This window comes from Bacillus sp. N447-1 (assembly GCF_022701035.1).
In the GTDB taxonomy this organism is placed as follows: domain Bacteria; phylum Bacillota; class Bacilli; order Bacillales; family Bacillaceae_G; genus Bacillus_A; species Bacillus_A cereus.
Genome location: NZ_CP065509.1, coordinates 1,009,603 through 1,035,133, shown reverse-complemented (window position 1 = coordinate 1,035,133; position 25,531 = coordinate 1,009,603). Strand labels below are relative to the sequence as shown.

The following is a 25,531-nucleotide window of genomic DNA, read 5'->3' as shown; positions in this document are numbered from 1 at the left end:
ACTGTATTATACAGGAATATAAGTATTCTAAAAACAAGCCAAGGCAGTACAATCCTTGACTTGCACGATTAAATAGAGCATTCAATTATATTTTTTCATCGTTGCATTGTCCTTTTGTATAAAACAATCTAAAAGGGAATAACCAGCTATTAAACTAATAATCGTAACAAAAGTTGTATTTATTAGAATAATATTAACTAAATAAGGTAGGTATTCGGCAAGTGGTGAAAAGAGTAGTGCTGGGGAAAAGGAAATGAATAGTGTAGGCACTGTAATAGCAATAAATTTATCCGGTTGAAAGCTCCAGTTTTGTTTACTCGTTTCGCGATTAATAGATTGAAGGAATCGTAATAAAATGCCAACTATAAGAGGGAAGAGTGTAAAGTAGAATAATCTTGGATAAACGTTAAAGTTCACTTGTGCATCTGTATCTAAATAAAATTGAATTTTTACTCCTACAAATAATAATAAGACGATAAATAATGTGAAGCAGAGGTATAGCATCAATTTTTGCATTATATTCCACCATCCTTTACTCAAAATATATTCAAAAAAGAAGAGATATACAATAACTACTGTTGTATATCTCTTCTTTTACTGTTAGTTAATAGTGGAGTTTGCTTTTTCTTGCTTCGTGAAATAATCAATAATGCCCATTGCGCTAATTTCTATATCTAAATGTAAAATATTATAAACGGAATGATCTGATGGAACGTTTAACTTTGTAAGATGAGAAGAGATTTTATCCATTAACAAAGTTTGTAAAGCTTTAGTCGCTTCATCGAAATCATTATACTTGTCAAAGACTTCCTTACCAGTCTGAACGAAAATAGGTAGCCAATGTTCCAATTGATTGTATACTTCTGTAACATGAGAGGATGCGCCGTAATGACCGAAATAAATAGTATCTACATTCATGCTTTGAATGTGATTTTTAGAAGCAATCATCGCATCTGGTTGGAATTGTGAAGGGGACGTTGATGGTAGATATAACTCTACATCAACGTCTGCGAGTTCTCTATAATAAATTCCAATTGTATCACCAGTAAAAATCCCGTTTGTTAATGAATCGTGAATGCTAATATGGTGCTTCGCATGTCCTGGTGTATCATAAAATGTAAGGGTGCGGTCTTTTGCAATTTTTAACATATCACCATGTTGTACAATATGAACACGTTCTTCTTCAATTGGAAGAATTGGGTCAAAGAGTTTATCGAAATCTTCTTTGTAGACAGCTTTTGCACCTAAAATAAGTTTTGTTGGATCAATCATATGACGAGCACCACGAGAATGCACATATAACGTAGCATTTGGGCACTTTTCCATCATTAAACCAGCTGCGCCAGCGTGATCTAAATGCACATGTGTAACGATAATGTTTTTAACATCGTTTAAATCAATATGTAATTGTTGTAAGCCGTCTAAAATATACGGAAGAGAAGGGGCTGCACAAGTTTCAATTAAAGTAATATCGTCACCTAATAAAACGTACGTACCTGTTCGTTCATTATGCTGTAAATCGAAATCATCAATAAGATATAGGTGAGAAGATAATTGCTCTACTTTTTTCATAGTTACCACTCCTTATATACTGCATGTTTTTATTATACGCTAAAATAGAAAAAAGGCAGAAAACGAAGCTCGTCTTCTGCCTTTTTGTAATATTATTATTTCGTTTGTTGTTTATTAACAGACATAATGAACAGTCCAACAATCCCGCCTACTAATGGAAGCATAATCTCTCCTGCTAAATTAAAGTAGGAGCTTAAGAATAAACCATTTACATCGATTACCCAGCCAGTAACATACAATAACATCATATATAGTACGAAATAAAACTCGCGATTTGAAATCGTTTCATGTTGTGCAGTTTTCATAATGAACACCATCCTTTTCTTTTATAATGGAATATAAACTGTCACATTTTGTTCACAATTCAATTGTAAAACTTTCCATCATAAAAGTCTAGTAGTTTGTGTCGAATTTTCGAACAGAAATAAAGCGCTATCATTACAACTTATAAGTACGTAATAAGAGCTGTATATTCACGAATGTAGTATAGTATAAACATAGAATGATAGTGAAGAGAGGGGCAAAGACAATGACAGTTTATGATTTTTCAGCTAAAACAATTACAGGTGAAGAAAAATCGTTAAAAGATTACAAAGGAAAAGCACTTCTTATTGTCAATGTAGCTAGCAAATGTGGTTTCACACCACAATATAAAGGATTACAAGAGGTATATGATAAATATAAAGACCAAGGACTCGAAATACTCGGATTTCCTTGTAACCAATTCGGGGGACAAGAACCAGGTACAGAAGCGGACATTACTAGTTTTTGTGAATTAAACTACGGTGTAAACTTCCCGATGTTTGCAAAGGTTGATGTGAAAGGTGATAAGGCTCACCCTCTATATACATACATGACAGAACAAGCACCAGGTTTACTTGGTATGAAAGCAGTGAAATGGAATTTTACAAAGTTTTTAATCGGAAAAGACGGGAAAGTAGTAGGGCGTTTTGCTCCGCAGACGAAGCCGGTAGATTTAGAGGTTGAGATTGAGAAGGTGCTTGGAGAATAATTAGGAGTTTCACTTTATTAAAAAACGTCTCAAAGAACAATGTAGTTCTTTGAGACGTTTTCTTTAAACTCACATTTTCAAGATTAAATAACTGTATCAAAGCCATCTGATTTAGGTAGAGAAGCTGCTTTTTTCATAAGCACTTCCCATAAGTGTACAGATTTCTTCCATTCTTCTGCAGCCTGCTCCTGTTTATACATAGCGTTCTCATAACTGGCAGTAAGTTGTTGCATATCGGCCGAGTTGTAAAGTGTATCGATATGGAGAGCGTATTCTCGGAATGTTTGACTTTCACTCCGTGGTATGCCAATTCTCGCAAATTGTTTTAAAAGTGCACCGTAAGCTTTTTGATAAACAGCATCATTTTTTCGGTATTTATAGAAATGAATAATAAGAAATGTCATCCAGTTCATTCTAGTGGTGAAGAGAATGTATCCTATAATACTAATTAGTATCGTAGAGAGGAATACGTACCACCAAGAAAAACTAGTTTTAGAATTTGTGACCTTTTTAGTAGAAGCTTCTTCTGTATTTTCTATTAAACTTTTAAGTTTTGCTTCATTATTTCGTTGTTGTATTTGCTCGTTATTAGAATTATTTGCTTCGCTATTTTGTGAAATAGGAGCAGGCGTATTATTTATAAAATTATAGGGATTGGTAAATCCTTTTGTTGGTTCGAATGGAATCCATCCGTATCCTGGGAAATATACTTCGACCCAAGAGTGTGCGTTATCGTTCGTGATTGTATAAACATCCGCACCTTCTGCAGAGGCAAGTGTATTGTCAAGAGTTCCTTCTGTATAGCCTTTTACCCAGCGAGCAGGAATCCCGGCAGAACGAAGTAGTACAATCATAGACGTCGAAAAATTATTACAGTAGCCGCTTTTTGTATCGAAAAGGAATTGATCTACATAATCTTGGCTTTTGGCAGGGAATAAGACATTCGTTGATTCGTATGTAAAAGAGTTGTCTGTGAAGTAATTTTCAATAGCTAATACTTTATCATATCGGTTGTCTTTATCATTTGTAAGATTGACAGCCAAGTCTTTTACGCGCTGTGGTAATGACTCGGGAAGTTGTGTGTACTTTGTCATAAAATAAGGGTTTGTTTCTTGACCTTCATTTGTTTTTACAGCTTTCAAGTTTTCTATGGAAAACTCAGGGATCTCATATGTTACTTTATACGAATGTAAAGTAGTAGAAGAGTCTTCATTCATTGTATAAATTTTTTCTGAAAACGGGTCAACACTGTATGATACATCAGAAGAAGCCTCAACTGATACTAATCCTGCTGGATAGGTAAGGTGAGGGTAACTTTTTTGCATGGTAATTGTTGCCTCAGTCGTTTCCGTTTTTGTATTTTGTTCGTACCAGCTTACGACGTCGTTTTTATTTTTAAAAGAAATCTTTTTCGGATTTTCAGAAATTCCCCAGCCTTTTCCTGTATAGAAATCTTTTGTTTCTACTCTCCAATAGTGTTTGTTTTGCGTTCGTGCTGTGAAAACAATTGTAGGATCCGCCTTAAAAGGACCACCTAATCGCGAGTCATCTAAACCATACCCAATTGTAGAAACTTTTTGTTCTTTACTTGCTTCAGATGTGTTGAATTTTAAAAAATCCATTGGGTTTGGCCATTGAGGACCAAATTTTGGAGCAAAGTATGCGATGGTTACTAATAATACAATAAATATTGTAAGTGGTCTAAGTAATTTTGAGATTTCCCTAGCATAATTTTGTAAGTGTTCACGCTCTTTTATTCGTTCTACTTGAAGAAGACTAAGCATAAAAAATCCGATGACAACAGTTCGAATAATAGCGTAGTTTGCATTGTATAAATGTAAGTTATGAAAAGTTGCGATATAAATAATAGTCAATACAAGAAATAGAAACCCACGTTTTTTATGAATAATCCAAAATGAAGTGAAAGAACTCAAAAACCAAAATGAGAGAAAAAATAAAACCGTCGGAAAAACTGGAGAAATATCTAGTAAATTCCCTTGGAAAAATAGGGAGGAATTTCGAGACATATCAGAAAAGAATGTTGTTAGCCAAGATGGATTTATAAAAGCATTTTTATAATATAGGGAATGAATGATAAATAGGACTGTGACAATTTTTATTGGAATCTGCCACCTCGTCTGAAAAAAAGAGAGAGCGAAGCAAATTCCTATAAATGTTACGAAAATATCTAATCTACCTACATTTGTAATGCCTATAAGAGGTCTTAGCCATTCTAGTAAAAGAAGAAATACACATGCATGCATAAAGAATCTGTTCGTATCCCACTTGTATTTTGTTTGTAATGTTATCATTTGCTCACCTCAAAAAACACGTTTGTATACCGGTTTTCATAAACCGTGTTTACAAATATTTGTCGTTTTTTTAGAGTTTCTATTATACTGATTTCTCGGTGTGAAAGTTGATTCGCTTTTTCTTTCACGACAAAAACCATACATTTTCTATTTTTTATAGCAGCACAATCAGCCGCCTTTTGAATATCGGGAGAAAGATTACTGGTCACGAGTATAACCGTGACGGGCTCATAAATTTTTCTTAGTTCCATGTCTACACTCTGGGAGAGCGGGAATACACTGTCTGCTTGCACTTTTGCTAAATGACAAAGGATTTGTTGTAACTGCGTATCTCCATTGTCTAAAGGGAAGATAGTTTGTTCTTTTCCGATAGACACGAATGATGCTGGTGAATTTTGTTTCAAGACAGCCCTTACGATAGAGGCAGTAAATGTGACGACTGATTCGAATAGAGGAGACTCGGTTCTGTCTATGAATATCATGACATTATGGCTGCGCTGCTGTTCAAACTCTTTTGTCATAATATTGTTTGTTCGTGCAGTTGCTTTCCAATCAATCCATGAAAAGCGATCACCAGGTTTATAGTCTCTGACACCGACAGAGATTGTAGAGTCTTTTGCTGAATTTATATTTGCTGAAAGCGCTCCTTGTTCGAAATGATTTTCCAATTGTCGATATGCTATATCTACATACTGGGGATAGACTAAAAATGTATCTGGAACTGAAAAAGTTACTTCTTTCTCTATCATACCGAATAAATCGCCAGTTTTGACACGAACGCTTGAAAAAGTGTGCTCGCCTCTAGGGATTGTGTCAATAACATATTGAAACGAAATATTTCGTTTCAATCCTGGGAAGAGTACTACCTTATTCATCTTTGTTTGTTTACAACTTATAAATTGTGGTGGCAGTTCATCTTCTATAACTAAATAAAGTAAGGGGAAAGGAAGTTTTCTTTTTATTGTAATCGTGCTTACAAATTGTTCTCCTACTACATATCCATTTTGGTTTGTTATTCGTTTTACTTCAGCGTCCCGTAAAGCGTAGAAGGGGAGTAGTAGCGAATAAAGAGCAATGGGAATTATGCTGTAAAACAAAAACCAACTGACAAACCCGCCTTGAAACATAGCGTACATAAATGTTAAGACTAGGCATAAAGGGAGTAGCAATAACTTCATAACGTGATATAGCGCTCGCAGCATTCGTTTCATCAAGGGTTCATCGTCCTTTGAGTAGGCACGGTAGTTCGTGCAACGATTTTTGCGATAACTTGTTCGCCAGTTATTCCTTCAAATTTTGCTTCCATTTTTAGAATGAGTCTATGTGCTAAAACGTAAGGAGCTAAAAATTTAACATCGTCTGGAATAACATAATTCCTGCCATGGATAAATGCATAAGCTTGTGAAGCTTTCATTAAAGCAATCGAGCCACGTGGACTTGCACCTAACTGTATAGAACTGTACGTACGAGTCTGATTAACAAGCTTTACAATGTAATGCTTAATTGCTTTGTCCATACTTACTACCCGTACGCTTTGTTGTAAATAAAGTAATTCTTGTATTGTAGTAATGGTTTGTAATTGAGAGAGTGGATTTGTTTTTTCCATCCGGTTTAAAATTTCAAATTCTTCCTCTGGTGTAGGATATCCCATTTTTAGTTTCAATAAGAAACGATCGAGCTGAGCTTCTGGTAGAGAATATGTTCCTTCATATTCGACCGGATTTTGTGTAGCCATGACAAAGAACGGTTTTGGTAAAGGTCTTGTAATGCCATCTATTGTAATATTGCCTTCTTCCATACATTCAAGTAAAGCAGATTGTGTCTTTGGAGATGTACGATTAATTTCATCAGCAAGTACAAAATTCCCCATAATTGGTCCAGGCTTGAACTCAAATTGGAGCTCTTTCGGATTATAAATAGAAACTCCTGTTACATCTGACGGCAATAAATCAGGTGTAAATTGAATTCGCTTATAATCAGCATCAATGGATTTAGAAAGAGCACGTACTAGCATTGTTTTCCCGACACCAGGAACATCTTCTAATAGCACATGACCTTCAGCTAAGAGAGCTGTCAAAGCTAAGATTGTTTCTTTTCGTTTTCCGACCATTATTTTTTCAATATTATTGATTATTTTTTCTACAGTGGGATGTAATGAATCAAGCTGGGGCATCGTAATCCTCCTAATGTTATTATCGTTTTCTAATCAATTTAGTGGACATATTTCTAATTCTATATGTAGATAGTAAAGGTCTAACTTAAATTCTGAGAATATTCAGATTATTTATTTCAATTACATCTAGTATAATTGTTTCCGTAACTAAGGGCAATACAGTAAATAATGATTTGTAGTTTTATGTAAAATAAGACTCGATATAAAATAATAACATTGGGAAAAATATTTTTACATACAATTTATACTCTTTTCCTTATGGCAGTTTTGAAATAATATCAAAACTCTTTTTCTTTTGCAAAATAGTCGATACCTCAAAATACTATTCTCCTAATAATTACGATTAACCATAACCTTTACAACGGAACAAAAGGTTTTCTCACAAACTTATTTTCTACTGAATTTTTGACAATCTCTTGAACTGTGCGAAATGTCACATCTGCATTTTACAACTTCTCTTATAGTAAGGGTATGTAAGAGAGACGTATTAAAGGAGTGAACAGTATGAAGAAAAAACCTTCAGCACTAATGAGACGTTTAAAATATTTTTCACCAATAGATCGATATAACGATAATCATACAAAAGAAACATATGAAGATCGCGAATGGGAAAATGTGTACAGAAAGAGATGGCAACATGATAAAGTAATCCGCTCTACACACGGTGTGAACTGTACTGGTTCATGCAGTTGGAATATATATGTGAAAGATGGAATTGTAACTTGGGAAGGGCAGGAGCTTAATTATCCAACGACAGGTCCTGATATGCCAGATTTTGAACCACGAGGATGTCCACGTGGAGCAAGTTTTTCTTGGTATATCTATAGTCCACTTCGTGTGAAATATCCGTATGTACGTGGTGTTCTATGGAGTATGTGGCAAGAGGAACTAAAAAATAACGAGTCACCACTAGATGCTTGGAAAAGTATTGTGGAAAACCCTGAAAAAGCATGTAAGTATAAGCAGGCGCGTGGTAAAGGTGGATTTATTCGTGCGAATTGGGATGAAGTATTACAACTCGTTTCAGCTTCTCTACTTTATACAGTAATTAAATACGGGCCAGATCGAAATGTTGGCTTTTCACCAATTCCAGCTATGTCGATGTTAAGTCATGCAGCTGGTAGTCGCTTTATGCAACTTATGGGTGGACCAATGCTTAGTTTCTATGATTGGTACGCAGATTTACCACCAGCTTCTCCGCAAATTTGGGGTGATCAAACAGATGTACCAGAAAGTAGTGACTGGTATAACTCTGGTTACATTATGACATGGGGTTCAAATGTACCGATGACGAGAACACCAGATGCTCACTTTTTAGCAGAGGTTCGATATAAAGGAACGAAAGTCGTTTCTGTCAGTCCTGACTTCGCTGAATCTACAAAGTTTGCGGATGATTGGATTAGTGTGAAACAAGGTACAGATGGTGCACTTGCGATGGCAATGGGGCATGTGATTTTACAAGAGTTTTACGTAGATAATCAAGTGGAATATTTCACAAAGTATGCGAAGCAATATACTGATTTTCCTTTCTTTGTCACATTGAAACAAAAAGGAGATCAATTCGTTGCTGATCGTTTCTTAAACGCTGCTGATATTGGACGCGAAACGAAGTTAGGAGAATGGAAACCTGTTCTTTGGAACGAGAACACGAATGATTTTGCAACACCTCATGGCACAATGGGCTCACGTTGGGATAACGAAAAGAAATGGAACTTGCGTTTAGAAGATGAAGAAACAGGTGAAAAGATTGATCCACGTCTTTCTTTACTTGGAATGGAAGAATCGATTGGAACTGTACAAATTCCGTACTTCTCTGATGATGGAAACAAAGTATTAGAATGTACAATTCCAGTGAAAAAGGTTATGACAGAAGAAGGCGAAGTGTTCGTTACAACTGTATACGACTTAACGTTAGCAAATTACGGTGTGAACCGAGGGCTCGGCGGACAAGAACAGAAAGACTTCAATGATGATGTACCATTTACACCTGCATGGCAAGAGAAAATAACAGGAGTGAAACGAGAGCTAATCATTCAAATCGCTCGTGAGTTCGCACAAAATGCTGTGGATACGAACGGTCGCTCAATGATTATTGTCGGAGCTGGTATTAACCATTGGTTTAACTCAGATACGATTTATCGCGCAGTTTTAAATCTTGTACTTCTCGTCGGAGCACAAGGAGTAAACGGCGGTGGTTGGGCGCATTACGTTGGTCAAGAAAAATTACGACCAGCGGAAGGGTGGCAAACAATCGCGATGGCAAAAGATTGGCAAGGGCCACCGAAATTACAAAATGGTACATCCTTCTTCTATTTCGTAACAGATCAATGGCGTTATGAAGATACACCTGTTGGACATTTAGCATCACCAGTGGAAGGAAACTCTCGTTATCAACATCATGGTGATTACAACGTATTAGCTGCACGACTTGGCTGGTTACCTTCTTATCCGACATTTGAGAGAAATGGAATTGAATTATATAAGGAGGCTGTTGCTGCTGGTGCAACAACGCAAGAAGAAATCGGAAAATATGTTGCACAAAAATTAAAAGAAAAAGAACTGAAATTTGCGATTGAAGATCCAGATAACAAAAACAACTTCCCGCGCAACTTATTCGTATGGCGTGCGAACTTAATTTCAAGTTCCGGTAAAGGACATGAATATTTCTTAAAACATTTATTAGGTACAACAAACGGGTTAATGAATGACGACAGTGATTCATTACGACCAGAAGAAATTAAGTGGCATGAAGAAGCGCCAGAAGGGAAGCTTGATTTACTCATTAATTTAGATTTCCGTATGGCTGGAACAGCACTGTATTCTGATATCGTATTACCAGCTTCAACTTGGTACGAAAAACATGATTTAAGTAGTACAGATATGCATCCATTTGTGCATCCTTTTAATCCAGCAATCGGTTCACCGTGGGAAGCACGCTCTGACTGGAATATTTTCACTTCACTTTCTAAAGCTGTGTCAGATTTAGCAAAGAAAATAGATCTTGAACCAATGAAAGAAGTTGTTGCAACACCACTTCTTCATGATACACCGCAAGAATTAGCGCAACCACTTGGCAAGATTAAAGATTGGAGTAAAGGTGAATGTGAACCAATCCCGGGTAAAACGATGCCACAAATTCATGTTGTTGAAAGGGATTATAAAACGATTTATGACAAAATGACAGCACTTGGACCAAATGCCGGAAAACAACCGATTGGTACGAAAGGGATCTCTTGGTCAGCAGAAAAAGAGTATGAGCAATTAAAGAGCAAATTAGGAGTTGTTCGAACGGATACTATTGCGAAAGGTTGCCCAGACATTAAAGAAGCAATAAATGCTGCTGAGGCAGTATTAACACTTTCTTCTACAACAAATGGTCATATGGCTGTAAAAGCATGGGAAGCACTTGAAAAACAAACGGATTTAAAACTACGTGATTTAGCAGAAGAACGTGAAGAAGAATGCTTCACATTTGAACAAATTACAGCACAGCCAAAAACAGTAATTACTTCTCCAGCCTTTACAGGTTCTGAAAAAGGTGGACGCCGTTACTCACCATTTACAACAAATGTGGAACGTCTTATCCCTTGGAGAACGATAACTGGTCGACAATCTTTCTACTTAGACCATGACATGATGAAAGAATTTGGTGAAACGATGGCAACATTTAAACCAATTCTGCAACATAAACCGTTCCGTAAATCACGGCCCGAAGTAGAAGGGAAAGAGATTACACTAAACTATTTAACACCGCATAATAAGTGGTCGATTCATAGTATGTACTTCGATTCATTACCGATGTTAACGCTATTTAGAGGTGGTCCAACTGTTTGGATGAATAAAGAGGACGCTGCTGAAGCGGGTGTTGCAGATAATGATTGGATTGAGTGCTTTAATCGTAACGGTGTTGTTGTAGCGCGTGCTGTTGTAACGCATCGTATACCGAGAGGAATGGCATTTATGCACCATGCGCAAGATCGTCACATTAACGTACCTGGTACGAAATTAACAAGTAACCGCGGGGGAACACATAATAGTCCAACTCGAATTCACGTAAAACCGACACATATGATTGGTGGATACGGTCAATTAAGTTATGGATTTAACTATTATGGTCCGACTGGGAACCAGCGCGATTTAAACGTTGTAATTCGCAAACTGAAGGAGGTAGATTGGCTTGAAGATTAAAGCACAAGTCGGAATGGTAATGAACCTAGATAAATGCATCGGCTGCCATACTTGTAGCGTAACGTGCAAAAACACCTGGACAAATCGTCCAGGTGCTGAATATATGTACTTCAATAACGTAGAAACAAAACCTGGAATTGGTTACCCGAAACAATGGGAAGATCAGGATAAATATAAAGGCGGCTGGGAATTGAAAAATGGTGAAATTCAGCTGAAATCTGGTTCGAAAATGAAACGTCTTATGAACATTTTCCACAATCCAGATCAACCAACAATTGATGATTACTTTGAACCTTGGAATTATGATTATGAAACATTAACAAATAGCCCACAGCGTAAACATCAACCAGTTGCTCGTCCGAAATCAGCAATTACAGGCGAATTTATCGACAAAATTGAATGGGGTCCAAACTGGGAGGACGATTTAGCAGGCGGACATATAACAGGATTACAAGATCCGAACGTAAAGAAAATGGAAGAAGAAATTAAAACAGATTTTGAAAACGTCTTTATGATGTATTTACCACGCATATGCGAACATTGTATGAATCCATCGTGCGTATCATCTTGTCCATCTGGTGCAATGTATAAACGTGAAGAAGACGGGATTGTACTTGTGGATCAAAATGCATGTCGTGCTTGGAGATTCTGCGTATCATCTTGTCCATATAAAAAAGTGTATTTTAACTGGCAAACGAATAAAGCTGAAAAATGTACAATGTGTTTCCCACGTATTGAGGCTGGTATGCCAACAATTTGTTCAGAAACATGTGTAGGACGTATCAGATATATTGGGGTAATGCTATATGACGCTGATAAAGTAAAAGAAGCAGCGTCTGTTGAAGACGAAAAAGATTTATATGAATCTCAGCTTACTGTTTTCCTAGATCCAAATGATCCAGAAGTGGCAGCTGAAGCGAAAAAACAAGGCATTCCTGAAGAATGGATTAAAGCGGCACAACAGTCACCAATCTATAAAATGATTATCGATTGGAAAATTGCTCTACCTCTTCACCCAGAGTATCGTACAATGCCAATGGTTTGGTATATCCCGCCGCTTAGCCCAATTATGAATATGGTGGAGGGAAAAGGTAGTAACTGGCAAGCAGAAGAGATTTTCCCTGCTATTGATAATATGCGTATTCCAATTCAATATTTAGCGAATTTACTCACTGCAGGAGATGAATCACATATTCGTCTTACATTGAAAAAAATGGCTGTTATGCGAACGCATATGAGAGCAATGCAAATTAATAAAGAACCAAATGAAGCTGTATTAAAAGAACTTGGCTTAACGAAACAGGATGTAGAAGATATGTATCGTCTTCTTGCTATCGCAAAATATAAAGATCGTTTTGTTATCCCGACATCTCACAGAGAACAAGTTGCAGATTTATATAGTGAACAAGGAAGCTGTGGTTTAGCATTCGCAGGTGGTCCAGGCTCTTGTATGACAATTTCTTAAATAAAGGGGGCAGAAAAATATGAAACAAAGTTTACAAACTGCTTTTTCTTGTTCTTCATTCCTTCTCTCCTATCCTGAACTAGGGTGGAGGGAAGCTTTAACTGAATTACTAGAAGAGATTGAAGCGATTGAACAGGACGATGTTAAAGCTTCACTTGCAACATTTATAAAACAAGCGCTAAATAAAACGAATGATCAATTGATTGATAGTTACGTATATACATTCGATTTTGGTAAGAAAACAAATATGTATCTTACTTATATGAACACTGGTGAACAAAGAGAAAGAGGTATTGAATTACTGGAGTTAAAACAGCATTATAAAAAATCAGGTTTTGAAGTAACAGATAAAGAATTACCTGATTATTTACCGCTATTGCTTGAGTTTTTTGCAAATGCAAATGAGCAAGACAGTGAACCAATTATGAGTAAATACAAGGAAAACATACAAGCATTACACGTTCAGTTAAAAGAAGCAGGTAGTATGTATGAACCAATTCTTGCGGCTGTTCTACTCGCTATCGATACATGGGGTGTACAGACAAATTAGAAAGGAGAGTTGTTAAAATGATGGATCAATTTCTATGGGTATTGTTTCCCTATATCATTTTTGCAATCTTTATCGGTGGACATATTTTTAGATACAACTATGATCAATTTGGATGGACATCAAAATCTAGTGAACTATTAGAAAAGAAAATGCTCCGAATCGGAAGTCTATTATTCCACTTTGGGATTATGTTCGTAATTGGCGGTCATGTTATGGGGATTTTAATTCCAGAAGCTGTATACCGTTCAATAGGTATTTCTGAGCATATGTATCATGTAGTAGCAATTAGTTTTGGGCTTCCGGCAGGTGTTGCTTCTATCATCGGTTTAATTATATTAACGTACCGCCGCGTAACTGTAAAACGTATCATTGCAACGAGTACAAAGGGAGATTATATTGCGCTTATTTTATTACTTATCGTAATGCTAGCAGGACTTTCTTCAACATTTTTAAATATCGATTCAAAAGGATTTGATTATCGTACAACAATTGGCCCTTGGTTCCGAAGCCTCTTTATTTTCCAACCGAAAGTTGAATATATGATGGAAGTACCAGTATGGTTTAAAATTCATATTCTTGCAGGGATGGGTTTATTCGCAGTATGGCCATTTACAAGACTAGTACATGTATTTAGTGCCCCAATTAAATATGTAAGCCGTAGTTATGTAATTTACAGAAGACGTATTCCTAATGAATTGAAAAAATAATACTGCTGTAAACGGATAGGAGCTAATGGTTAAAACGAAACGAGGTCTAATATGGAAGGCCTCGTTTTTGTTTACAGAGGGAATAACCGTTAATAAATGGCTTAAATTGAAAAAAGATTAGCATCTAAATAAGATGCTAATCAATGCTACAAACAGAAGCAGAGCAATCTTCACAAGCAATTTCACATTTTAAAAATTGTAAATCGTGGATTGTAATCTTTCCTTTATGAATTGAAATTGTACCTTGCTTTTTTAATTCATTTAACATTCGATTTACACTTTCACGTGAAGTTGCACAGAAATTAGCAAGTTCTTGATTTGTTAATGGTAAATCGATGAGAATCCCATTTTCTTTTAATATACCGTAACTATTTGTCATTCGTATAAGGGTAGAATACAGGGCACCTTTTTTGCCGTGTAATACTAAATCTCGGAACTTCGTTTGCATTCTTCTTAAATGTTCACTAATCCATTTCATAAATTCAAATACGAGTGCAGGTTTTTGGAGTAATGCTTTTTCTAATGCTTCACGCTTTATAACGCCTACTTCCACATCCTCAAGACATTTTGAATTTAATAAGTATTTCGCATTGTCCGTGAACAATGTTAATTCTCCAATAATGTCATATTCTGAACAAATTCGAAGTGTTAATTCTTGTCCGTCAGCACTTAGTTTACTAATTTGTACTTTTCCTGAGTGGATGATATAGAGCTCTGTTGCCTCCATACCTTCTTGAAAAATAAAACTACCTTTTTTAATTTGCATTTTATATTCAACAGATGCAAGTAATTCTTTTAAATCTTGAGATAATGTCATACTGTTTGCCACAGTGATCACCTTTCTTCTTATAAGCAATACATTTCCTATTTTGAGTGTAAATATGATGAAAATGCAAGAGCTATTTTAAAAATAATGTAAAATTTCAATGACCGTAAAGAGTATGTCCTGAAGATGTGAACAAAATACGAACGGATTTGTGAAAAGTTTTTGAATGGGGAAAGTGATGTGAGAAAAGTCACATTGAATATGTAGCTTCTTTTTTATAATAAAGGCAAATAAAAAAATGAAAGCTTACTAAGGATTGCAGCAGAAAAGAAGGGATAGAGATGCACGAGAACATAAAAGATTCTTTAAAGCGGCCACTTCAAGATTTACGTATTTCAGTTATTGATCGTTGTAATTTTAGGTGTACATACTGTATGCCTGCTGAAGTGTTCGGACCTGATTACGCTTTTTTAAAGGAAGAGCTTTTATTAACGTTCGATGAAATAGAAAGGTTAGCGAGATTATTTATAAGTATGGGAGTTAATAAAATTAGGCTTACTGGCGGTGAACCTTTATTGCGTAAAGACTTATCGACGTTAATTGCAAGACTTACAAATCTAGAAGGCTTACAAGATATTGGACTCACAACAAACGGAATTCATTTAGCAAAACAAGCTAAGGCGCTAAAAGAAGCAGGATTAAAGCGTGTGAATATTAGTTTAGATGCAATAGAGGATCATGTCTTCCAAAAAATTAATGGAAGAAATGTAAGTACGAAACCTGTACTGAAAGGAATTGAAGCAGCGAAGGAAGCTGGATTAGAAGTAAAGGTAAATATGGTCGTAAAAAAAGGGATGAATGATAGTCAAATTCTTCCTATGGTTCGTTATTTTAAAGAACAAGAAATACAGTTACGTTTCATTGAGTTTATGGATGTAGGCAGTACGAACGGATGGAACTTTGAGCAAGTCGTTACGAAGGAACAATTAATAGAGAAAATTAATCGTGTATATCCAATTGAGCCCGCTCAGCCTCGTTACTTTGGAGAGGTTGCGAAATTGTATCGATATGTAGGGAGTAATGCAGAAGTGGGATTTATTACTTCTGTTTCTGAGTCATTTTGTTCTTCTTGTACGAGAGCACGTATTTCGGCAGATGGTAAGTTTTTTACGTGCCTATTTGGAGAAAAAGGAACGGATTTGCGAACGCTTCTTCGAGAAAATATTTCTGATGCCTCACTATTAAAAATTTTACAACATACATGGCGATATAGAACAGATCGATATTCAGATGAAAGAACGGTTGAGAGTGCAAGTAAACGTCCAAAAGTTGAAATGTCTTACATTGGTGGATAGTGAAAGGAGGATTTCTTATGCAAGAGCGTTATTCAAGACAAGTGTTGTTTTCTGGAATTGGTGAAATGGGACAAAGAAAAATAAGAGAAAAGCATGTGCTCCTAATCGGTGCGGGTGCACTAGGGGCTGCGAATGCAGAAGCACTCGCTAGGATGGGAATTGGGAAATTGACAATTGCCGATCGTGACTATGTCGAATGGAGTAATTTACAACGGCAACAGTTATATACAGAAGAAGATGCAAAACAATGCAAACCAAAAGCAATTGCAGCGGCAGAACATGTAAGAAAGATTAATTCTGAAGTGGAAATTGTACCAGTTGTAATGGATGTCACAATGCAAGAAATAGAAGAGTTAACAAAAGAAGTGGATCTCATTATAGATGCCACTGACAACTTCGATACGCGCCTACTTATAAATGATATTTCACAAAAAGAAAATATACCTTGGATATACGGTGGATGCGTTGGAGGTTACGGTGTAACGTATACAAGTCTTCCAGGAAAAACACCATGTTTTCGCTGCTTAATGGATCATCCGATGGGCGGTGCAACATGTGATACAGCGGGAATTATTCAGCCAGCTGTACAGATGGTTGTTGCTCACCAAGTGACAGAAGCAATGAAAATATTGGTGGATGATTTCGAGACGCTACGAGGAACAATGTTATCATTTGATATTTGGAACAATCAATTTCTCTCATTAAAAGTAAATAAACAGAAAAAAAGTACATGTCCATCTTGCGGAAATACACGTACGTACCCAAGTTTAACATTTGAATCACAGGTGAAAACGGAGGTGCTATGCGGACGGAATACAGTTCAAATCCGTTCAGGAATAAAGAGAGTTCTAAATTTAAACGAAATTCAAAAAAGATTACAAAAAATTGTACATGTCCAAAAAACGCCGTACTTACTATCATTTCTAATTGATGAATATCGTTTTGTTTTATTTACAGACGGTAGGGCATTTATTCATGGGACAAATGATGTGAAAATAGCAAAACGATTGTACGCAAAATATATAGGATGAACAGAGAGAGTTTCCCCCTTATTAAAACGAGGTGAAAAAGAATGTTAGCAAAACGTATACCGATTCCAGTGGCAGAAGCAGTTGCACGAGTAATGAAATATGCTCATCAAGGTGAAACAGAAGAGGTTTCTCTTATAGAAAGTTACGGAAGAACGCTTGGAGAAGATGTTATTGCAGATCATGATGTCCCGCATTTTGATCGCTCTCCGTACGACGGGTTTGCGATTCGATCAGAAGATACGAAAGAAGCAAGTAGTAGTAACCCTATTCAGTTTGAAGTAATTGGTGAAATTGGAGCAGGGGTTGTTTTTACAGAAGAAGTGAAAGCATTTCAAGCTGTCCGTATTATGACAGGAGCCGCAATTCCGAGAGGGTGTAATGCGGTTGTTATGTTAGAACTAACGGAAGGATTTGAAAAAAACGAAAAGACTTATATGACATTAAAACGCTGTTTCACAGCCGGTGATAACATTTCTTTTAAAGGTGAAGATGTAAAACAAAATACTATCCTTGTGAAAGAAGGGACTGTTATTAATCCTGGAGTAGCAGCACTTCTTGCTACGTTTGGTTATAGTACGGTATATGTTATAAAACAACCAGTGATTGGAATTGTAACGACGGGTAGCGAACTGCTTGAAGTACATGAAAAATTAAAGCCAGGGAAGATTCGAAATAGTAACTCCTATATGATAGCTGCTCAAATTGAACGAGCAGGGGGGATTGTACAGTATTATGGGCAATTCGCTGACGATTTTGAGACGTGTTATAACACTGTAAAAAAGGCGATAAAAGAAGTTGATATATTAATTACAACTGGTGGTGTTTCAGTAGGAGACTATGACTATTTACCTGCCATCTATGAGAGATTACGAGCTAATGTACTTTTTGACAAAATAGCGATGCGACCAGGAAGTGTGACAACTGTAGCTGAGGTAGAAGGAAAATTACTATTTGGTCTATCTGGTAATCCTTCTGCTTGTTATGTCGGTTGTGAATTATATGTTAGACCAGTGATTGGAAAATACTTGCATAGGGAAGATTCGCACATATATCGTGCAGAGGCAATTTTACAAAAAGACTTTCCGAAAGCAAACCCATTTACTCGTTTTATAAGAGGGAGAGTGGAAATTGTAGATGGGCAATTACAAGTTACACCAGTTGGTTTAGATAAATCTAGCGCAATTTCTTCACTTGCAGAAGCGAATGCATTTATCGTTTTGCCAGGGGGAACGAGAGGATTTAAAGCTGGAATTACTGTTTCGGTACTGTTATTAGAATCAAACAACGGAAGTGAGTGGCCGTGGGAAGAGCCGCTTCGATCATACAAGTAATAGAAAAATAGGTTGCTAACTTATATAAAGATAAGAGGTGCAAAATGACACATACGTATTATGAAGTAATTGATACACCTATTTCAATTGAAGAAGTTACAAACAAAGTAATTCGTCGTGAGTGTGGTGCGGTTACTACTTTTATTGGTACTGTTAGAGAATTTACGAAAGGTCGACGTACACTTTGTTTAGAGTATGTAGCTTATAAGACAATGGCGGAGAAACAGCTTGAGAGAATTGGCACTGAAGTAGGAGAGAATTGGCCGGGGATATATGTCGCTATTACACATCGCATTGGTACATTACAAATTTCTGATCTTGCTGTTGTCGTTGCTGTTTCTACACCACACCGGAAAGCTGCCTATGAGGCGAACGAATATATTATGGAGCGTATTAAACAAATTGTTCCAATTTGGAAGAAAGAGTTTTGGGAAGATGGTGAGTCATGGATAGGTGATCAGTTAGAGAGGGTAACATATGCAAATGGTGAGCCTAGAAAGGAGATGAGAATATGATTGAAGTGCTATTATTTGCACATTTACAGGAAGAAGTAAGTAAGTCGTCATTGCACATAGATTGTGAAAATATTACAGTTGCGAAGCTGAAGGAAGTACTCATTAAGAAATACAACATAGCAATTTCAAACGAGATTATGGTCGCGATAAATGAAGAGTATGCAAATGAGAATGACATCATTCAAACTGGCGATATCGTAGCAATGATTCCGCCAGTAAGTGGTGGTTGATTCTTTTCAGCCTAATCATGTTAGGACGTGATTAGGCTGGAGAGAATGAATATAACTATGCATACATAGGAGGGAACAGGATGAAAAGTCCTAATTTTCAATTAAGTTTACAAACTTCTAATCTAATTATCGGTTTTATGGTATGGGTCATTTTATCATCATTAATGCCTTATATTAAAGCGGATATTCCATTAACTGCGGGACAAATTTCTATGGTCACAGCAGTACCTGTTATTTTAGGCTCTATTCTTCGTATTCCAATTGGTTATTGGACGAATCGTTTCGGAGCAAGAAAATTATTCTTTATTAGTTTTATTCTATTATTATTTCCTGTTTTTTATATTAGTGTTGCCAATTCTATGATGGATTTAATTATTGGTGGATTATTTGTAGGAATCGGTGGTGCTGTATTCTCTGTAGGAGTAACTTCTTTACCAAAATACTTTCCGAAAGAGAGTCACGGTTTTGTAAATGGTATTTACGGTGTCGGTAACGCCGGAACAGCAATTACTTCGTTTTTAGCACCTGTCATTGCAACTTCAGTTGGCTGGAGAACGACAGTACAATGTTATTTAGTTTTACTTGCAGCGTTTGCACTTATGAACTTTTTATTAGGTGATCGTAAGGAGAAAAAAGTGAATACACCACTAATGGAACAAATAAAAGGTGTATATAAAAATGAGAAACTTTGGTTTTTATGTATCTTTTACTTTTTAACATTCGGATCATTTGTCGCATTTACAGTATACTTACCAAACTTTCTAGTATCTCACTTCGGATTAGAGAAAGTAGATGCAGGTATGCGGACAGCCGGATTCATCGTACTCGCAACAATTATGCGCCCGATTGGTGGTTGGCTCGGTGATAAGTTTAATCCATTTAAAATATTAATCTTCGTATTTATCGGTTTAACACTTTCAGGTATTATTTTATCGTTTATGCCAAGTATGAACGTGTATACATTTGGTTGCTTACTAGTAGCATTTTGTGCAGGGATTGGTAATGGTACAATCTTCAAACTCGTTCCAATGTATTTCTCAGAACAAGCTGGTATTGTAAATGGTCTCGTATCAGCTTTAGGTGGACTAGGAGGATTCTTCCCACCGCTAATTTTAACATTACTATTCCAATTAACAGGTCATTATGCAATTGGATTTATGGCGCTATCAGAAGTCGCACTTGCTTGTTTAATCATTACAGTATGGATGTATAGCCAAGAGAAATTGTTAGTGATGTTAAAGAATCATTAATAAGGAAAAAGAACCATCCCAAAGTATATTGGGATGGTTCTTTTAGTAATAGGCTTCAACATGTTTTTATTGATATCTCAATAAACGCTCGTTTTCTATAAGAATGTGTTTTTAAAATGAAAAACAGAAGGCTTATGGAATTTTATTTTAAAATATAGAAGTCAAAAGTTATTCATTTAAAGGGTAGATTAGTGAAGGAAATCTTAAATCTATTCTAAAGATCGAACTCATTTTTAGAATGCAAATATTTAATTGAATCGGGATGTTTAGATGAAAAAAATATAAGTCCACTCAAGATAAACAAGTATCAGGTGTGTTAGGTGGTTTAAGCGACAAGTATGGGATTGATGTAAGTATTCTTCGCATAGTAACTGCAGTATCAGATTTTTTTAGGGCCAAATTTTTTGGTAAGGCTAACGGATATTGTGAAAAAAGTACTACACTAAAGAATACAGTTTAGTTCAATAAGATAAAATTATGAATTTGTATAAATAATCCATAATTTTCTTTATGAGTTATATTTGATATGTTAAAGAAAAGAGAGGAGGAAATGAAATAAGAATTTTGATGAGCATTTTCATATTATCGATTTCAGTTTTCTGATTATTGAGAACTAAGGGTGTTTTCCGATGAATGAAATGTGTCCACATTTAGTAAAGCGTTTAATCCAACTAAAATATATTTAGAATGAGGTTTTAAATGTTTGTATTTATTATATTAGACGTAATATTACCGATATTAATATTGATGCTAATTGGTGCAATCTTACAAAGAAAGTTCCAATTTAACTTAAAGCAGCTATCTACACTTATTACTTATTGCTTAATGCCAGCGGCTGTATTTGTGAATATATATGATATTCGTATAGAAACAGGTTTGTTGCTCCAGATAATATACTATTTAATGCTTTATAGTCTGAGTCTGATCATAGTAAGTCATTTCATTTCAAAAATATTAAAGTTAGAAAAAGGAGAAAGTGCAGCTCTAAAAAATAGCATTTCGTTAATGAATTCCGGTAATTATGGGTTACCGGTAAGTCAATTGATTTTCAGTCACAATCCAGTGGGGGTTTCCATTCAAATTTTTATTGTTATTTTCCAGAATCTTTTAACTTATTCATATGGGATATATAACTTACTATCAGCAACAAAAACAATCGGAGGTATTATTCAATCATTTCTAAGACTGCCTGTATTTCATGCACTCGTATTAGGGGTTTTCTTTCAATCTTTTACAATTCAAATACCTAATTCTATCTTTATTCCTCTTAATCAGCTTGCGAATGGTTTTGTTGCAATAGCACTCATATTGCTAGGGGCACAATTATCTAACATTAAACTTAATTTTTTCCATCGAGTCATAACATGGGCTTTAATTGGAAGGTTACTGATGGGACCATTATTAGCACTTGCCGTAATATACATACTAAACATCGATGGTATTGTTGCACAATCATTATTTATTGCAAGTTCTTTTCCTACTTCAAGAAATACATCAACCATTGCTATGGAATATCAAATAGAGCCTGAATTACATGCACAAATCGTTTTATTTTCAACACTTTTCAGCATTATTACAGTAACTGTCGTTATTTATTTGTCATATATTTTGTTTTGAATATACGTGTTAAAACGAATAGATTTGAGGCGGTAAATGATGGCGGAAATCCCATAGATATGAGAAGAAAACAGTCTATGATATATTGGGTATCGTTTACAATTGTACCATGTCTGATAATCAAGTAGCTTAGCGAAAAAAGACACAATTTCGCTTATAATTGACGTTACATGAGCTTAGTTTGATAGCGGTGGGGTGGGAGTGTCAAGTAAGAAATTTTTCTTTATTGATTTTATGCGGTTTTTCCGCAAAATTGTAACTAAGGGGGATTCCAAGTTGAGTAAACAGAATATCAGCACAACAGTTTCAGGAGATATAATTGTTACCCATCTAGTTGGCAATATAAAAACAGATGATGTGTATGAATGGTTTAATGTTTTTGAGCAGGTTTGTCAGCAATTCATTTCTGAAGGGCGGAAATACAAATTGTTGGTGGATAGAAAAGGATACACGCCAAATCATTTTTCTGTTCAAAAAGTATGGAAAGAGAAGTTCTTCAATGAAATCATTTTGAATAACAGTAAGGCAATTGCATTTCTCCTTGAAGAGGGGGAGATAATGGATTATTTACAACAATCTAATACGAAAGAATCTGTGAGATTTTTTGATGATTATGAACAAGCGCTAATTTGGTTGAATGAATATCCAATATAAAACCTGTATTGAAGCAGTTGCTCTCAAGCAACTGCTTTTTTGTCCGTAATTGTTGCCGTTATTTTTCTTCACAGATTCTTGTCCAATTGTTTGTCTGATCCTAAAAAACGAAACTAAAGCAAAAAGAACAAACGCCTCTAAAAAACGTTTGTTCACAGTTAATTACTATTTTAGCTAAGTGATAGATTACATTTTATGAGTACGAGAAAGTCTTTTTATAAGTTTAGGAAGGACAGAAGTTAATTCCTGTTTCATACGCTTCGTAAACGATGGGTCCATACCTGAAGTCGAAATAGTGACAACATATTCATCATTTCGTATGACGCCAGGTGTGTGAAACGATGATGCTGTACCATCACTTACAACGTTAACCCACTGGAACTCATGAGCGGCCTGTTTGACCATCATATTTACAGCATGTTGATTTGTAGCTGCATAAATTAGATGAGCATCTTTAATATCATCATTACTAAAAGTTTTTTGCTTCCAAGTAATATAAGAAAGTTCCTTCATTTCCTCGCAAATTTCTGGGCTGACAACAGTGACGAAAGCGCCTGTATCTTTTAATCCAGACGCTTTTCGATATGCAATTTTACCTCCACCAATGATAATGACAACTTTATTTTGTAGATTAAACATAAGAGGGTACATGTTATACATATATGCATTCCTCCATTCGTTCTAATAATGTTAGTTTCATATATGTATCAAACTGAAGACAGTTACAGGGCGTAACATGATTATATTTTTTTGTATGCAATTTAATTTTTTGAAGTAATAATCCGGTAAAGAGAAGGTACGGCATGACATATACATGGGACGCAGTCGATGTTATAGCCTTGAGCTCAGCAGCAAAAGAGGGAGTTCCTTTCGTTAAAAAGGAACAGGATACTGGCATACCAAGTTTTCGTTCGACAGCTGCTCCGATTTGTTGTAATTCATGTATCGGTTGTGGATCACTACTGCCTCGCCCTACGAGTAAAATACTACTACCTTGCATTGGCATAGCTTCACGTATTCTTTTCACTACAAGTTCCACCATATGTGGATGTGTACTAAAAGGAGGTACAACTGAAAATGTTATTTGTGGATATTTCTTTTGTAGTTGTTCTATTTCAAAAGGAATATCACGTTTATAGTGAGCTGCTGCAAATAATAAAACAGGTACAATCATTATTTCAGTTACTCCCTCTATTATCGTTTCTGTAACTGCATCCGAAATAGTAGGTGTCGTTAGTTCTAGAAAAGCTATTTTTTGAATTCTTTCGTTTCGCTCTTTCATAACAGATTGAATAAATTGAATGAATTGTTCATTACCTTCTTGTAGCCGGCTTCCATGTCCAACATATACAATTCCTTTCATTGTCTCACCATGTCTTTCTTCATAAGAGTTTCTTGTAATTGATGATCTACGTTATGAAACCCAACTTTATTTGCATAGTGTAAAGTTGGAACGTCGGTATACGAGAATGGGAGAGTAAGAATATTGATAAAGCCAAGGCGTTTTATTTCTGCTAGAAACGTATCAATAGAAGCACGACCTTCAAATACAATGCTATCCCATGAGAATTCAGAAAGAATACGTGAATGAATTTCATCGAAGCGATGATCAATTGTGTACTCATGAGTCATCATATAGGAACCAGCACCAATTTTTTCTTGAATAACAGCAATTCGGTTAATGTTTCGTCCTAAATAAATCGTTGAATTCGAAGAAAATTGCGCAGGTTTACTGAACAATCCATATTGCATGAGCTTTTCTTGAATAGAAAGGTTCATATACTGAAGTTCTGCCTGTAAGGAACGAATATCTTTATGATATTTACTGCATGATTGCATTAAGATGTCTACACTGTCAGCGGAACAAAATACAAGACGATCAACGTTAAAAATCTTATTGATTTGTTCAGAGGTTACTGTGTATTCTTTCTTTTTGAAAGTTGGAATTTGATATATTTCTGCACCGGACTCTTGTAACTTTTGCTTTATTGCGCTTTTTTTATTTGTTGCAGCTGCAAATAAAACTTTCTTGCCGTGCAATGGTTTACGTTCTTTCCAAGAGATTTGATTCCGCAAAGTAACAACATCACCAACAATTGTCATAGAAGGATTAGAAATATTTTCGTTTTTGACAATAGAAACAATGGTAGACAGTGTCCCTGTGACAACGCGCTGTTTACCAGTTGTACCCCATTCAATGACTGCTACTGGCGTATCTTCTTTTTTTCCTGCTTGTAGTAAGTTTTCACAAATTGTAGGTAAGTTTTTTATACCCATGTAGTAGGCCATCGTGTCGCTATTGTGAGATGAATTATATTTTCCATGATCGGTTAAGGGACCTTTTGCATGTCCGGTTAATAAAGTGACACTATTACTGTAGTCACGGTGGGTGAGGGGAATACCTGCATAGCTACTAGCGGCGATGCTAGATGTAATGCCTGGTACAATTTCATATGGAATATTTGCTGCTGCTAAAGTTTCTGCTTCTTCACCAACACGGCCAAAAATAGATGGATCTCCGCCTTTTAATCGGACAACAATTTTGCCCTCTTTCGCAAATTGAAGAAGGTGTGCGTTAATTATTTCTTGTCGCATAATATGATTCTTTGGCATTTTTCCGCAATACATAAGTTCACATGTTTGTTTTGTATAGCTAAGAAAGAAAGGGTTTAGTAAACGGTCATATAAAACAATATCTGCACGTTTTAAACACTCTATCGCTTTTTTTGTAATAAGCCCTTCATCACCTGGTCCTGCACCAACTAAATATACATATCCGTTCATAATTGCACCTCATCAATTT

Annotated in this window: 23 protein-coding genes and 1 pseudogene; 14 read left to right on the top strand and 10 right to left on the bottom strand. The window is 35.8% G+C overall.

All coding sequences use genetic code 11. The features are described 5' to 3' along the window. Positions 1-81 precede the first annotated feature (81 nt). From IQ781_RS05090 to IQ781_RS05080, 3 genes are all read right to left on the bottom strand, one after another. Complete coding sequence (locus tag IQ781_RS05090) at positions 82-516, bottom strand: hypothetical protein (RefSeq protein ID WP_001170914.1); 435 nt, start codon at positions 514-516, stop codon at positions 82-84. An 84-nt stretch (positions 517-600) separates the two neighbouring features. Then, positions 601-1,572, bottom strand: coding sequence for an MBL fold metallo-hydrolase (locus IQ781_RS05085; protein ID WP_000754964.1), 972 nt, complete (start codon positions 1,570-1,572; stop codon positions 601-603). Between the two features lie 95 nt (positions 1,573-1,667). Further along, positions 1,668-1,877 carry a DUF3925 domain-containing protein gene (locus IQ781_RS05080; protein ID WP_000844985.1) on the bottom strand — a complete coding sequence of 70 codons (210 nt, stop codon included), beginning with the start codon at positions 1,875-1,877 and terminating at the stop codon, positions 1,668-1,670. A 224-nt stretch (positions 1,878-2,101) separates the two neighbouring features. On the opposite strand from IQ781_RS05080, the gene bsaA reads away from it, so the two are divergent. After that, positions 2,102-2,584, top strand: coding sequence for a glutathione peroxidase (gene bsaA, locus IQ781_RS05075; RefSeq protein WP_000219440.1), 483 nt, complete (start codon positions 2,102-2,104; stop codon positions 2,582-2,584). Between the two features lie 83 nt (positions 2,585-2,667). Here the strand turns inward: bsaA and IQ781_RS05070 are convergent, their stop codons facing one another. Genes IQ781_RS05070 through IQ781_RS05060 form a run of 3 tightly spaced genes read right to left on the bottom strand, consistent with a single transcriptional unit; the run spans position 2,668 to position 7,069 of the window. Continuing rightward, positions 2,668-4,896: a transglutaminase TgpA family protein gene (locus IQ781_RS05070; RefSeq protein ID WP_065211622.1), complete on the bottom strand. Its 2,229-nt coding sequence runs from the start codon at positions 4,894-4,896 to the stop codon at positions 2,668-2,670. Next, positions 4,893-6,107: a DUF58 domain-containing protein gene (locus tag IQ781_RS05065; protein WP_000827536.1), complete on the bottom strand. Its 1,215-nt coding sequence runs from the start codon at positions 6,105-6,107 to the stop codon at positions 4,893-4,895. Before IQ781_RS05065 ends, IQ781_RS05070 begins: the two co-directional genes overlap by 4 nt. Further along, complete coding sequence (locus IQ781_RS05060; RefSeq protein WP_001135810.1) at positions 6,107-7,069, bottom strand: AAA family ATPase; 963 nt, start codon at positions 7,067-7,069, stop codon at positions 6,107-6,109. Before IQ781_RS05060 ends, IQ781_RS05065 begins: the two co-directional genes overlap by 1 nt. A gap of 504 nt (positions 7,070-7,573) precedes the next feature. Between IQ781_RS05060 and IQ781_RS05055 the strand changes: the two genes are divergently transcribed. The 4 genes from IQ781_RS05055 to narI are packed head-to-tail and all read left to right on the top strand — an operon-like array spanning position 7,574 to position 13,979. Next, positions 7,574-11,257, top strand: coding sequence for a nitrate reductase subunit alpha (locus tag IQ781_RS05055; protein ID WP_139846910.1), 3,684 nt, complete (start codon positions 7,574-7,576; stop codon positions 11,255-11,257). Beyond that, positions 11,247-12,722 (top strand): nitrate reductase subunit beta, encoded by a 1,476-nt coding sequence (narH, locus tag IQ781_RS05050; RefSeq protein WP_065382201.1) that lies wholly within the window; start codon positions 11,247-11,249, stop codon positions 12,720-12,722. Before IQ781_RS05055 ends, narH begins: the two co-directional genes overlap by 11 nt. A gap of 19 nt (positions 12,723-12,741) precedes the next feature. Further along, positions 12,742-13,272, top strand: coding sequence for a nitrate reductase molybdenum cofactor assembly chaperone (gene narJ / locus IQ781_RS05045; protein ID WP_000814216.1), 531 nt, complete (start codon positions 12,742-12,744; stop codon positions 13,270-13,272). Between the two features lie 17 nt (positions 13,273-13,289). Continuing rightward, positions 13,290-13,979 (top strand): respiratory nitrate reductase subunit gamma, encoded by a 690-nt coding sequence (narI, locus tag IQ781_RS05040; RefSeq protein ID WP_000969213.1) that lies wholly within the window; start codon positions 13,290-13,292, stop codon positions 13,977-13,979. A 136-nt stretch (positions 13,980-14,115) separates the two neighbouring features. Here the strand turns inward: narI and IQ781_RS05035 are convergent, their stop codons facing one another. Further along, entirely contained in the window at positions 14,116-14,808 is a 693-nt protein-coding gene (locus tag IQ781_RS05035) for a Crp/Fnr family transcriptional regulator (RefSeq protein ID WP_000013865.1), read from the bottom strand. Positions 14,809-15,086: 278 nt separating this feature from the next. Between IQ781_RS05035 and moaA the strand changes: the two genes are divergently transcribed. The 9 genes and pseudogenes from moaA (at position 15,087) to IQ781_RS04995 (ending at position 22,728) form a co-directional block, all read left to right on the top strand. Next, positions 15,087-16,100, top strand: coding sequence for a GTP 3',8-cyclase MoaA (moaA, locus tag IQ781_RS05030; protein ID WP_000545004.1), 1,014 nt, complete (start codon positions 15,087-15,089; stop codon positions 16,098-16,100). A gap of 17 nt (positions 16,101-16,117) precedes the next feature. Further along, on the top strand, positions 16,118-17,131 hold the full coding sequence (locus IQ781_RS05025; protein ID WP_001158123.1) for a molybdopterin-synthase adenylyltransferase MoeB: 1,014 nt from the start codon (positions 16,118-16,120) through the stop codon (positions 17,129-17,131). Between the two features lie 41 nt (positions 17,132-17,172). Beyond that, positions 17,173-18,462 (top strand): molybdopterin molybdotransferase MoeA, encoded by a 1,290-nt coding sequence (locus IQ781_RS05020; RefSeq protein WP_065211618.1) that lies wholly within the window; start codon positions 17,173-17,175, stop codon positions 18,460-18,462. A gap of 44 nt (positions 18,463-18,506) precedes the next feature. Then, complete coding sequence (moaE, locus tag IQ781_RS05015) at positions 18,507-18,977, top strand: molybdopterin synthase catalytic subunit MoaE (protein ID WP_000149962.1); 471 nt, start codon at positions 18,507-18,509, stop codon at positions 18,975-18,977. Then, positions 18,974-19,207, top strand: coding sequence for a molybdopterin converting factor subunit 1 (moaD, locus tag IQ781_RS05010; RefSeq protein WP_000573688.1), 234 nt, complete (start codon positions 18,974-18,976; stop codon positions 19,205-19,207). Before moaE ends, moaD begins: the two co-directional genes overlap by 4 nt. 80 nt (positions 19,208-19,287) lie before the next feature. Continuing rightward, positions 19,288-20,457 carry a nitrate transporter NarK gene (narK, locus tag IQ781_RS05005; protein WP_000841841.1) on the top strand — a complete coding sequence of 390 codons (1,170 nt, stop codon included), beginning with the start codon at positions 19,288-19,290 and terminating at the stop codon, positions 20,455-20,457. 313 nt (positions 20,458-20,770) lie between these two features. Next, positions 20,771-20,860, top strand: a pseudogene (locus tag IQ781_RS28280) (hypothetical protein); the annotation flags it as partial. A 296-nt stretch (positions 20,861-21,156) separates the two neighbouring features. Continuing rightward, positions 21,157-22,074 carry an AEC family transporter gene (locus IQ781_RS05000; protein ID WP_000497498.1) on the top strand — a complete coding sequence of 306 codons (918 nt, stop codon included), beginning with the start codon at positions 21,157-21,159 and terminating at the stop codon, positions 22,072-22,074. A 234-nt stretch (positions 22,075-22,308) separates the two neighbouring features. Continuing rightward, a complete protein-coding gene (locus IQ781_RS04995; protein ID WP_072770268.1) occupies positions 22,309-22,728 on the top strand; it encodes an STAS/SEC14 domain-containing protein in 420 nt (139 codons plus the stop codon). Positions 22,729-22,914: 186 nt separating this feature from the next. On the opposite strand, the gene IQ781_RS04990 is transcribed toward IQ781_RS04995, so the two are convergent. Genes IQ781_RS04990 through IQ781_RS04980 form a run of 3 tightly spaced genes read right to left on the bottom strand, consistent with a single transcriptional unit; the run spans position 22,915 to position 25,512 of the window. Next, complete coding sequence (locus IQ781_RS04990) at positions 22,915-23,388, bottom strand: precorrin-2 dehydrogenase (protein ID WP_000282587.1); 474 nt, start codon at positions 23,386-23,388, stop codon at positions 22,915-22,917. Continuing rightward, on the bottom strand, positions 23,381-24,091 hold the full coding sequence (locus IQ781_RS04985; protein ID WP_000676471.1) for a sirohydrochlorin chelatase: 711 nt from the start codon (positions 24,089-24,091) through the stop codon (positions 23,381-23,383). Before IQ781_RS04985 ends, IQ781_RS04990 begins: the two co-directional genes overlap by 8 nt. Next, complete coding sequence (locus IQ781_RS04980; protein WP_139846911.1) at positions 24,088-25,512, bottom strand: uroporphyrin-III C-methyltransferase; 1,425 nt, start codon at positions 25,510-25,512, stop codon at positions 24,088-24,090. The genes IQ781_RS04985 and IQ781_RS04980 overlap by 4 nt, the downstream gene beginning before the upstream one ends. Positions 25,513-25,531: the final 19 nt, after the last annotated feature.

Excerpts from the sequence above, each read along its gene's own strand:
- IQ781_RS05080 (WP_000844985.1), bottom strand. The coding sequence starts at position 1,877 with ATGAAAACTGCACAACATGAAACGATTTCAAATCGCGAGTTTTATTTC.
- IQ781_RS05085 (WP_000754964.1), bottom strand. The coding sequence starts at position 1,572 with ATGAAAAAAGTAGAGCAATTATCTTCTCACCTATATCTTATTGATGAT.
- IQ781_RS05055 (WP_139846910.1), top strand. The coding sequence starts at position 7,574 with ATGAAGAAAAAACCTTCAGCACTAATGAGACGTTTAAAATATTTTTCA.
- IQ781_RS04980 (WP_139846911.1), bottom strand. The coding sequence starts at position 25,512 with ATGAACGGATATGTATATTTAGTTGGTGCAGGACCAGGTGATGAAGGG.
- narK (WP_000841841.1), top strand. The coding sequence starts at position 19,288 with ATGAAAAGTCCTAATTTTCAATTAAGTTTACAAACTTCTAATCTAATT.
- bsaA (WP_000219440.1), top strand. The coding sequence starts at position 2,102 with ATGACAGTTTATGATTTTTCAGCTAAAACAATTACAGGTGAAGAAAAA.
- IQ781_RS05025 (WP_001158123.1), top strand. The coding sequence starts at position 16,118 with ATGCAAGAGCGTTATTCAAGACAAGTGTTGTTTTCTGGAATTGGTGAA.
- narJ (WP_000814216.1), top strand. The coding sequence starts at position 12,742 with ATGAAACAAAGTTTACAAACTGCTTTTTCTTGTTCTTCATTCCTTCTC.
- IQ781_RS04990 (WP_000282587.1), bottom strand. The coding sequence starts at position 23,388 with ATGTATAACATGTACCCTCTTATGTTTAATCTACAAAATAAAGTTGTC.
- narI (WP_000969213.1), top strand. The coding sequence starts at position 13,290 with ATGATGGATCAATTTCTATGGGTATTGTTTCCCTATATCATTTTTGCA.
- IQ781_RS04985 (WP_000676471.1), bottom strand. The coding sequence starts at position 24,091 with ATGAAAGGAATTGTATATGTTGGACATGGAAGCCGGCTACAAGAAGGT.
- IQ781_RS05020 (WP_065211618.1), top strand. The coding sequence starts at position 17,173 with ATGTTAGCAAAACGTATACCGATTCCAGTGGCAGAAGCAGTTGCACGA.
- IQ781_RS05000 (WP_000497498.1), top strand. The coding sequence starts at position 21,157 with ATGTTTGTATTTATTATATTAGACGTAATATTACCGATATTAATATTG.
- IQ781_RS04995 (WP_072770268.1), top strand. The coding sequence starts at position 22,309 with ATGCGGTTTTTCCGCAAAATTGTAACTAAGGGGGATTCCAAGTTGAGT.
- moaE (WP_000149962.1), top strand. The coding sequence starts at position 18,507 with ATGACACATACGTATTATGAAGTAATTGATACACCTATTTCAATTGAA.
- IQ781_RS05090 (WP_001170914.1), bottom strand. The coding sequence starts at position 516 with ATGCAAAAATTGATGCTATACCTCTGCTTCACATTATTTATCGTCTTA.
- IQ781_RS05065 (WP_000827536.1), bottom strand. The coding sequence starts at position 6,107 with ATGAAACGAATGCTGCGAGCGCTATATCACGTTATGAAGTTATTGCTA.
- IQ781_RS05060 (WP_001135810.1), bottom strand. The coding sequence starts at position 7,069 with ATGCCCCAGCTTGATTCATTACATCCCACTGTAGAAAAAATAATCAAT.
- moaA (WP_000545004.1), top strand. The coding sequence starts at position 15,087 with ATGCACGAGAACATAAAAGATTCTTTAAAGCGGCCACTTCAAGATTTA.
- moaD (WP_000573688.1), top strand. The coding sequence starts at position 18,974 with ATGATTGAAGTGCTATTATTTGCACATTTACAGGAAGAAGTAAGTAAG.
- IQ781_RS05070 (WP_065211622.1), bottom strand. The coding sequence starts at position 4,896 with ATGATAACATTACAAACAAAATACAAGTGGGATACGAACAGATTCTTT.